Raw genomic sequence first — 10122 nt, forward strand, 5'->3', positions numbered from 1 at the left:
GAGATGGGGGAACAGCAGGGGTTGCTGCGCGAGCAACACCACCGACCTCCGATGCGGCGCCAGCGCGACCTTCGCCTCGGTGTCGGTCAGCACCCGCGCCCCGAGTTCCACGAACCCCGCATCCGGCACGATCAGCCCTGCCACCACGCTCAGCAACGTGGACTTTCCGGCACCGTTGGGACCGAGCACTGCGACGATGCTGCCCGGCTCGACCTCCAGCGCGACCTCGACGTCGCGGACATCGACGCGTGCACGCACCCGCAGGCTGCTCACGGTCCTCCCACCTCACGCCGGGCGTGGACCGCGACGACGATCGCCACCGCCACGACGACGAGCAGCAGCGACAGGGCCACCGCGGCATCGGGGTCCGCTTCTCGCTGAAGGTAGATCTCGAGGGGCAGCGTGCGCGTGACACCGGGCAGGCTTCCCGCGAAAGTGAGCGTCGCGCCGAATTCCCCGAGCGCACGCGCAAAGGCCAGGACTGCGCCCGACACAAGGCCGGGCAGCACGAGCGGCACCGTCACTCTGCGGAACACCGTTGTGGGCCGGGCGCCGAGCGTCGCGGCGACGTCCTCGTAGCGTCGTCCCGCGGTTCGGAGCGCGCCCTCGAGAGTCATGACGAGAAACGGCAGCGCCACGAAGGCCTGGGCCAGCACGACTGCGGCGGTGGAGAACCCGATGCGGAGTCCGAACATCTCGAGGTACTCGCCGAGCAGACCACGGCGGCCGAAGGTATAGAGCAGGGCGATGCCGCCCACCACGGGAGGCAGCACGAGGGGAAGCAGCACCAGCGCTCGCAGTACCGGAATTCCGCGAACCGTGCTGCGGGCCAGCACCATCGACATCGGCACACCGAGCAGCACGCACAGCGCGGTACTCGCGAGCGCCGTCTTCAGGCTCAAGCCCAGCGCCTGCAGCGACGACTCGGACATGACGAGTGCGGGAAATCTCGGCCAGTCCACCGCGACGAGCATCGCGAGCAACGGCACGGTGAGGAAGAGCGCGCCGACGATCGCCGGCAGGTAGAGCCAGCGCGGCAGACCGGCAGGGATACGCGCCGGCCCGGTCACGGCGCCGCGAATCCGGCTCCGGCGAGCACGCTTCGTCCTTCCGGACCGGTGACGTACACGCGGAATTGCGTGGCGAGCGACGGATCGCGGGCCTGCCGTAGCACGGCAATCGGATAGGTGTTCACAGCACCGGCGGCTTCGGGGAACGGCACGGCTGTGACCCTGTCGCCCGCGGCCTGCGCATCGGTGACGTAGACGAGTCCGGCATCGGCCTGTCCGGACGTGACCTTGCCGAGCACATCGGTGACGGACATTTCCTCGCTGACGGGCGCGAGGTCGACGCCGGCCGCGGTCTCGGCACGCGCGGTCGCGGCACCGCACGGCACCTGCGGTACGCACACGACCACGGTCCGGTCCTCGCCGGGCCGAGCGGTGAGCGACGCAATACCTTCGGGATTGCCGGGTTCGGTGACGATCGTGAGAGTGTTCGCGGCGAATGTCACCGGGTCGCCGGAGACGAGACCATCCTCGACCGCAACGCGCATCGTGTCGGTGTCGGCCGACGCGAACACGTCGGCGGGAGCGCCGTGCGACAGTTGCGCCACGAGATCGGACGACCCGGCGAAGGACAACCGCACGTCGACGCCCGGATGGGACGCCTCGAACCGCTGCCCGAGCTCGGTGAACGGTTTCTGCAGCGAGGCTGCGGCGAACACGGTGACGGTGTCGCCGGAGCTCGCGGCAGTGCCGCACGACGTCAGGGCGGTGCCGACGACCGCGACAGCGAGGACAGCGGCGGCCCGGGCAGTCGTCTTCACGCCGGTCCGGCTGGTGTCTCGACGATGACGGTGGTGGCCTTCACCACGGCCACACCGACACTGCCGGGTTCCAGACCGAGTTCACGCACCGCCTCGGTGCTCATCAGCGACACGACGCGGTGGGGGCCACACTGCAGTTCGACCTGCGACATGACCGTGTCGGACACGACCCGCGTCACGAGGCCGACGAAGCGGTTGCGCGCCGAACTGCCGACCCCGAGGAGATCCGGAGCGGTGTCGGCCTGGGCGCGTGCGAACTCGGCGAGGTCGCTGCCTTCGATCACCATGCGGCCCGCGGAGTCCTTGCCCGCCGGGAGCACGCCCTGATCGACCCATCGGCGGATCGTGTCGTCGCTGACGCCGAGCAGGGTGGCGGCGTCGCGGATGCGGATTGCGGTCATGACCGCGGACCCGGCCCATGCCGTCGAAGACACCGCACAATCGTCATGAAGCAGACGATACTTCCGCAGATGCGGACAGGCAACGAAACTGCAGGCTCGCCGGCGATCAGTACACGTCGCGGACGTACCGCTTGCCTGCTGCCAGTTCGTCGACGTAGGCACCGGCGGCGTCGTGGTCCATACGTCCGTGGGTCTGCACAACCTCGCGGAGCATCGCGTCGACGTCCTTCGCCATCCGGCTCGCGTCGCCGCACACATAGAAGTGCGCGCCGTCCTGCAGCCATTTCCACAGTTGGGCCCCGTGCTCACGCATCCGGTCCTGCACATAGATCTTCTGCCGCTGATCGCGCGAGAACGCCAGGTCGAGATTGTGAAGGAATCCGTCGGCGTGCATCGACTCGATCTCGTCGCGGTAGAGGTAGTCGGTCTCCGATCGCTGGTCGCCGAAGAACAGCCAGTTCCTGCCGGTGTGCCCGGCTTCGCGTCGATCGTGCAGGAACGCCCGGAACGGGGCGATGGCGGTGCCCGGGCCGACCATGATCATCGGGGCGTCGGCGGCCGCCGGCGGCCGGAAGTGCATATTCGACTGCACGAAGATGGGGATGTCGACACCCTTGCTGTGGTCGGCGAGGAAACTCGAGCAGACCCCGGCACGGTCGCGGCCGTCGTAGCTGTACCGGATCACGGATACGGTCAACTGCACCTCGCGGGGGTCGGTTTTCGGGCTCGACGAGATCGAATACATACGTGGCTGCAACCTTTTCAGCACCTCCTTCCACTCCGCGAGCGATGCCTTGAAGGGATACTCGGCGATGACGTCCATCGCCTGCTTACCCCACAGCCACCGCTGAAGTTCGATCTTGTTACCGGGCCGCAGCAGCTTCGCGAGTTCCGCGCTCTCGCTCTGACGCTGCACGAAGCGCAGCAGATCCGTAGTCACCCGGGTGATGTCGAGATATCGGGCCGCCGCCTCCCGCAGCGGAATCGTCGGAAGATCGGTCATCTCGATCCCACCCTCCGGGTCGAGCGCGGTGACCTGCAGCCACTCGTCCACCGCGCCGGGCCCGTTGGTGGGCATTACCCCGAGAGCGTCTCCGGCCTGATATTCGAAGGTGGGATCGAACAGTTCGAAGCCGAACTGCCGCACATCTTTCGAAGACCCGGCACCGCTGAGTGCGACATTGTGCGTCAATCGGGTCACGAGGGGTGATTTGCGGCTGTACACCGGGGAGGATCTCGTCTCGGCTGTCGTCGAAGCTGTCGGGGCAACCGCCGCACCCTCGCCGACGAGCCTCTCGACGGTACCCAGCCACTGCTCGGCCGACTCCTCGTAATCGGGTTCGCAGTCGACCCGCGGAAGCAGCCGCGTCGCACCGAGTTCCGCGAGCCGCTCGTCGAGCTTGCGTCCGTAGCCACAGAAGTCGTCGTAGTTCGAATCACCGAGCGCCAGCACTGCGTAACGCAGGTTCTCGAGCAACGGTGCGGCGTCGCTGCCGAGCGCCTTCCACAGCGCCGCACCGTTGTCGGGTGCGTCCCCGTCGCCGAACGTGCTGGTGACCACCAGCAGCGTCGGGATGTTCGCGAGGGCCGTCAGTTCCAACTCGTCCATTGCGGCCGACGTCGCGGCGCGGCCGGCCGCCCGCAACCTGCCGACGCACGTCCGCGCGAAGTCTTCGGCGTTGCCCGTCTGTGAGGCCCAGGTCACCACGACCGCCGGCTCCGTGTCGCGGGCCGCGGCCACATCGCCCTCGGCCGTACCCGGCCGGCTGTGCGAATACATACCGGCGAGAAACCCGTTCAGCCAGTCGCGTTTCGCGATCGGGAACGGTGCGGACTCGGGCAGGACGGGCACCACACCGGACACGGGGGACAACCGCAGACCCGCGACGAGACCCGCGAGGTAATCCCGCTCCGTCTCGTCGAATGCGGGGGCCGGGGTGTCGTCGAGCCCGAGAACACCCGCCAGCCGATCGACGGTCGCAGCACCGTCCGATTCCTGTCGGGGAGCTTCACCGGCGGGGGAGACGCTGGTCAATGTCACTGCGCAGAACTTGAATTCGGGCTGCTGCGACACCGGGTCGATCGCATCGTTCGTCACCGCGTTGACCGCGAGATCCTCCCCGAAGTTGTCGTTCCAATGAATCGGCGCGAAGCAGGTACCCGGACGCACCCGCTCGGTCACCACGGCCGGAAGCACCGCGCGACCGCGGCGCGACCTCACCTCGACCCGGTCTGCGTCGGCGATCCCGTACCGCTGGGCGTCGGCGGGGTGGATCTCCACGAACGGCCCGGGGTTGAGCCTGTTGAGCTTCGCGATCCTGCCGGTCTTGGTGCGGGTGTGCCATTGATGCTGCACCCGACCGGTATTGAGGACGAGGGGATAGTCGTCGTCGGGCAGTTCGGCGGGAGGCATGTGCGGCCGGGGGAAGAACCGGGCGCGGCCGTCCGGTGTGGCGAACGCCAATTCCGGCACGGTGCCGTCGTTCCGGACGACGAGGCTGCGGCTTCGCCCGTCGTTGAGGTAGCGCACGGGATTGCGGTCGGTGCCGGCGGCGGGCGGGCACGGCCACTGCACCGGCGCCTCACGTAACCGGTCATACGTGACACCGCGCAGGTCGTACCCGGTCTGCGGATTCCAGAACTGCCGGATCTCGGCGAAAATCTCCTCGGCACTCGTGTAGTCGAAAGCGTCCGAGAATCCCATCGCGCACGCCACCCGGGCGATGATCTGCCAGTCGGGCAATGCGTCTCCAACCGGGTCGACGGCCTGCTGCAGCAGTGTCGCGGTGCGGTCGGAACCGATGGTTACGTACTCGGATTCGGCCCACAGCGCGGCGGGCAGCAGGATGTCCGCAAACGCGTTGGTTTCGGTGTCGGCGAACACATCCTGCGCGATCACCACTTCGGCCTTCTCGAGACCGTCGAGCACGACCTTGCGGTTCGCGACCGAGGCGACCGGGTTGGTGCAGATGATCCAGCACGCCTTGATCTCACCGTCCGCCATGCGGCGGAACATGTCGACGGTTCCGTCGCCGACCTCGGTGCGCAACGTGCCGCGCGGAATGTTCCAGATGTCCTCGACGAAGGCGCGGTCGTCGTCGGACAGCACCGATCGCTGCCCGGGCAGTCCCGACCCCATGTACCCCATTTCGCGTCCGCCCATGGCGTTGGGCTGTCCGGTGAGGGAGAACGGTCCACTTCCCGTACGGCAGATCGCGCCGGTTGCGAGGTGCAGGTTGCAGATCGCGTTGGTGTTCCAGGTGCCGTGGGTGCTCTGGTTCAGGCCCATCGTCCAGCAGCTCATCCAGTTTCCGGCCTCACCGATCCACCGTGCGGCCGTGCGGATGTCGTCCTCGGGAAGACCGGTGATCTCGGCGACCACCGCGGGTGGATAGTCGGCGAGGAACTCTTCCATCGCGTCCCACCCGGCGGTGTGGTCCTCGACGAACTGCCGATCGACCCGCCCGTCCTGCACGAGTAGATGCAGCAATCCGTTGAGCAGCGCGAGGTCGGTGCCGGGAGCGATCTGCAGGAACAGATCGGCCTTGTCGGCGGTCGTCGTGCGGCGCGGGTCGACAACGATCAGCCTGGCTCCGGCCTTGACGCGTTCCATCATCCGCAGAAACAGGATGGGATGGCAGTCGGCCATGTTGGAACCGGTCACGAAGAACACGTCGGCGTGGTCGAAGTCCTCGTACGAGCCGGGCGGTCCGTCCGAGCCGAGGGACTGCTTGTATCCGGTACCGGCGCTCGCCATGCACAGTCGCGAGTTGGATTCGATCCGGTTGGTGCCCAGATAACCCTTGGTCAGCTTGTTGGCCAGGTACTGCGCTTCGAGCGACATCTGTCCCGACACATACAGCGCGACGGCGTCGGGTCCGTGGGTGTCGACGATCTGCGTCAACCGGCGCGCGGTCTCGGCGATCGCCTCGTCCAGCGCGACAGGAACGGGCGCTGCGTGACGGTTGCTCCGGACGCGGGCGGTCTCGAGCCTGCCACCGGCAACGAGCATTTCGGCGCTGGTAGCTCCCTTCGTACAGAGCCGGCCACGGTTGGTGGGATGGTCCTTGTCACCGTAGGCCTTGACGACCGTTCTCGCACCGGTGTCGGGGTCCGTTCGCACTTCGAGCACCATTCCGCAACCCACACCGCAGTACGAGCAGGCGGTTCTCACCGCTGTGATCTCACCCTGCATCCGCACCGCTCCCTCATGTGGCCCGACCGATGTGTTTCCGGCCGTGCTCCATGCTGCTGATGCGGTGTTTCGGGAGGATCAATCGCGGTGAGCGGGCTGTGACATCTGGCTCACGCGCCGTGCCGCGCGTTGTGAGAGAGCGGAAACAAACCGCTCGTATGGGCGGATCAGGCCTTCGGCTGCTGCTCCCACCACTTCAACAGTTCGGCCTCGGCCTCGTCCCGATCCAGAGGTCCGCGGTCCAGGCGCAGTTCCTTGAGGAAGTTCCATGCCTTTCCGACCTGCGGGCCGGCGGGAATACCGAGGAGTTCCATGATGGCGTTGCCGTCGAGATCGGGACGGACCCTCGCCATGTCCTCCTGCTCGATCAGCCGGGAGATGCGCTGCTCGAGGTCGTCGTACGTGGCCTGCAGCGCCGCGGCACGCCGCTTGTTGCGGGTGGTGCAGTCGGCGCGAACCAGCTTGTGCAGCTTCGGCAGCAGGTGACCGGCGTCGTGGACGTACCGGCGCACCGCAGAGTCCGTCCACTGGCCCTTGCCGTAACCGTGGAAGCGCAGATGAAGGAAGACCAGCTGACCGACGTCGTCGATCATCTGCTTCGAGTACTTGAGCGCTCGCATTCGCTTGCGGACGAATTTCGCTCCGACCACCTCGTGATGATGGAAGCTGACACCGCCGCCCTCTTCGTTGCGCTTGGTGGCGGGTTTGCCGATGTCGTGCAGCAGCGCCGCCCAGCGCAGCACCAGATCGGGGTCGCCGTCCTCGAGATCGATGGCCTGCTGCAGGACGGTCAGCGAGTGCCAGTACACGTCCTTGTGCTGGTGGTGTTCGTCGATCTCGAGTTTCATCGCGGGGATCTCCGGCAGCACCCGCGCAGCGAGTCCCGTTTCCACCATGATGTCGATGCCCTGGACGGGGTAATCGCCGAGGATCAGCTTGTCGAGCTCGGCCTGCACTCGCTCGGCACTGATCCGGAGAATTTCGTCGGCCATCCGCTCGATCGCGGAATGCACCCGTTCGGTGAGTGCGAAGCCCAGCTGCGACACGAAACGTGCGGCGCGCAGCATCCGCAGCGGATCGTCGTGGAACGAATCCTCGGGTAGTGCGGGGGTGTCGAGGACGCCTGCGAGAAGCGCCTCCATCCCACCGAGCGGATCGACGAACTCGGCGGAGCCGCCGCGTCCGATCCGCACCGCCATCGCGTTGACCGTGAAGTCGCGGCGAACCAGATCCTCCTCGAGTCGGGTGCCGTACTCGACGATCGGGTGGCGGCTGACGCGGTCGTATGCGTCGCTTCTGAAGGTGGTGATCTCGATCTGCTCGGGACCCTTCGCGGCGCTCACCGTGCCGAAGTCGATGCCGGTGTCCCACTGGTGGTCGGCCCAGCCCCGCAGCAGGCCCTGCACGACTTCCGGCCGGGCGTCGGTCGTGAAGTCCAGATCCGTGCCCAGTCGGCCGAGCAGCGCGTCGCGGACGCTGCCGCCCACGAGATACAGCTCGTGCCCGGCATCCGCGAACCGCGTGCCGAGAGGCGCCAGAACATCCGACAGTGCGCGCAACGTGGCGTCGGCGCCGGCGAGCAGCCGAGTGCGCCGATCGGCATCTGCGGAGGGTGAGTTCACGTCTTCGAACCTTACCGAGCTGTCCGGAGGTGTGGTTGAGCCGGCACCGACGCCGGTCCAACTAGTATCGACAAGGTGTCTCCCGCCGAACGTGCCAACCGCAACCGCCGCAGCTCGCGGCGGCGTGGCGCGGGCGGAAAACTCCCAGCTCGCGGAGCGTCGGCTACACCGCCCGCCCCGCACAGCCGGATGCGCACGGTGCGGGAGACGTCGGCGGGCGGACTCGTCGTCGACGGTCTCGGTGGTCCGCCCGAGAATCTGTGCGCCGCGCTGATCGGCCGCACCGACCGGCGGGGACGACTGCTGTGGTCGCTGCCGAAGGGACACATCGAGAAGGGCGAGACCGCCGAGGAAACGGCGATGCGCGAGGTCCACGAGGAAACCGGTGTCCACAGCAAGGTCCTGGCCGAACTGGGCAGCATCGACTATTGGTTCGTCACCGAGGGACGCCGCGTCCACAAGACCGTGCATCACTACCTTCTGCGCTATCTCGGAGGTGAGTTGTCCGATGCCGACGTCGAGGTGACCGAGGTCGCCTGGGTGCCGCTGCGCGAGCTGCGGTCGCGGCTCGCATACGCGGACGAACGCAAGCTCGCCGACGTCGCCGACCAGCTCATCGCCGAAATGGCCTCCGGGAGTCCGGTCGATCCCACATCCGATACGGACGAACCGGGAGCTCATCGCGGATGACGGTGGTGGTATCCCGGGCCGGCGCCGCGGTCCTCTTCGTCCTTGCGCTTGTCGTGGGAATGCTCGGCGTACCCGTACCTGCCGGTGCTCAGCCCCAGGCCGAGTCGGACACTCCCCGCTTCCTCGAGCTGCGGATCGACTCGGTGACCCCGAGCGTCGTGTCCCTCGCCGGCGAACCGGTCGTGACGGTGCGCGGCACCGTCGCGAATGTGGGGGACCGCGACGTGGAAGACATCTGGGTGCGGTTGCAGCGCGCGCCGGTCGTGTCCGACGCCACAGGTCTGCGGACTTCGCTGACCCTGGACCAGGCCGGATTCGACACCGTCGGCGAATTCGAGGAGGTCACCGACCTGCTCGAGCAGGGGCAGGAAGAAACGTTCACGCTGGAGATGCCGCTGCGCTCCGATGCCGCGCCCTCCCTCGATATCGACGAGCCCGGGGTGTATCCGCTGCTCGTCAACGTCAACGGTGTACCCGAATACGGTGGGCAGGCCCGGCTCGACGACGCGCGCTTCCTCCTCCCGGCGCTCGGTATCCCGAAGAGCGAGGACGCTACCGGCGATGAGGACGTCACCGGCAACGGTGACCGGGATTCCGGCAGCGACAGCGGCACCGACAGCACCGTCGGCGACAGCACCGAAGAGGGCTTCCCGGCTGTACCGCCGGACGTGTCGCGTCCCACCGCGGTGACCATGCTGTGGCCGCTCGCCGACAAACCGCGCCTCGCCGCCGGCGTGCCGGGATCGACGAGCGATCCGGTACGACTCGTCGACGACGAACTCGCCACCTCGCTGGCCGAGGGCGGGCGGTTGGACGGGCTGCTCCGCGCGGTGGAGAAGACCACCGATACCGAGCCGCGGGTCGCCGAGGCACTGTGTCTCGCGGTGGACCCGGACCTGCTGGTCACGGTCGCCAACATGACGCGCGGCTACCTCGTCGTCGACGATCCGTCCGACCCGACTGGTGACGCACAACCCGGCGGCGGCACCGACGCCGCGATTGCCTGGCTCGCACGATTACGGACGCTCGCGACATCGACCTGCACTGTTGCCGTCCCCTTCGCGCAGGTGGATCTCACGGCGCTGTCCGACGCGGCCGAGACATCCCTCATAGAGCCCGCGCTCCGCGCACCCGCCCGAATCGTCGATTCCATCCTCGGCGTGACCTCCACACCCGGGGTGGTGTGGCCCGATTCGGGGGTGCTCACCGAGGAGGCCGGGCGGGTCGTTGCGGAGAGCATGACGAGTGGAGGTGACGGGGCGAGCGGAGCGACGGGTGGAGGTGACGGCGCGAGCGGAGCGACGGGTGGAGGTGACGGCGCGAGCGGAGCGACGGGTGGAGGTGACGGCGCGAGCGGAGCGACGGGTGGAGGTGACGGCGCGAGCG

At 67.7% G+C, this 10122-nt stretch carries 8 protein-coding genes; 2 read left to right on the top strand and 6 right to left on the bottom strand.

The annotated features are described in order from the left end of the window. The 6 genes from Q8814_RS21185 to Q8814_RS21210 form a co-directional block, all read right to left on the bottom strand. Positions 1–273 (bottom strand): ATP-binding cassette domain-containing protein (locus Q8814_RS21185; RefSeq protein ID WP_330153966.1); only part of this gene is annotated, 273 nt, incomplete at its 3' end. Beyond that, positions 270–1070 (bottom strand): ABC transporter permease, encoded by an 801-nt coding sequence (locus Q8814_RS21190; RefSeq protein WP_330153967.1) that lies wholly within the window; start codon positions 1068–1070, stop codon positions 270–272. The genes Q8814_RS21190 and Q8814_RS21185, both read right to left, overlap by 4 nt. Next, positions 1067–1828, bottom strand: coding sequence for a molybdate ABC transporter substrate-binding protein (modA, locus tag Q8814_RS21195; RefSeq protein ID WP_408015956.1), 762 nt, complete (start codon positions 1826–1828; stop codon positions 1067–1069). Before modA ends, Q8814_RS21190 begins: the two co-directional genes overlap by 4 nt. Further along, entirely contained in the window at positions 1825–2229 is a 405-nt protein-coding gene (locus tag Q8814_RS21200) for a TOBE domain-containing protein (RefSeq protein WP_330153973.1), read from the bottom strand. Before Q8814_RS21200 ends, modA begins: the two co-directional genes overlap by 4 nt. Positions 2230–2335: 106 nt before the next feature. Next, positions 2336–6424 (bottom strand): bifunctional nitrate reductase/sulfite reductase flavoprotein subunit alpha, encoded by a 4089-nt coding sequence (locus Q8814_RS21205; RefSeq protein WP_330153968.1) that lies wholly within the window; start codon positions 6422–6424, stop codon positions 2336–2338. 167 nt (positions 6425–6591) lie between these two features. Beyond that, positions 6592–8046 carry a CCA tRNA nucleotidyltransferase gene (locus tag Q8814_RS21210; protein ID WP_330153969.1) on the bottom strand — a complete coding sequence of 485 codons (1455 nt, stop codon included), beginning with the start codon at positions 8044–8046 and terminating at the stop codon, positions 6592–6594. Positions 8047–8121: 75 nt separating this feature from the next. On the opposite strand from Q8814_RS21210, the gene Q8814_RS21215 reads away from it, so the two are divergent. Both Q8814_RS21215 and Q8814_RS21220 read left to right on the top strand, forming a co-directional pair. After that, positions 8122–8736, top strand: coding sequence for an NUDIX hydrolase (locus tag Q8814_RS21215; RefSeq protein WP_330153970.1), 615 nt, complete (start codon positions 8122–8124; stop codon positions 8734–8736). Further along, positions 8733–10122, top strand: a 1390-nt coding sequence (locus Q8814_RS21220) for a DUF6049 family protein (protein ID WP_330153971.1), incomplete at its 3' end; no start/stop codon positions are given. The genes Q8814_RS21215 and Q8814_RS21220, both read left to right, overlap by 4 nt.

The sequence above is a fragment of the Rhodococcus chondri genome (genome assembly GCF_036327435.1).
Lineage (GTDB): Bacteria > Actinomycetota > Actinomycetes > Mycobacteriales > Mycobacteriaceae > Rhodococcus > Rhodococcus chondri.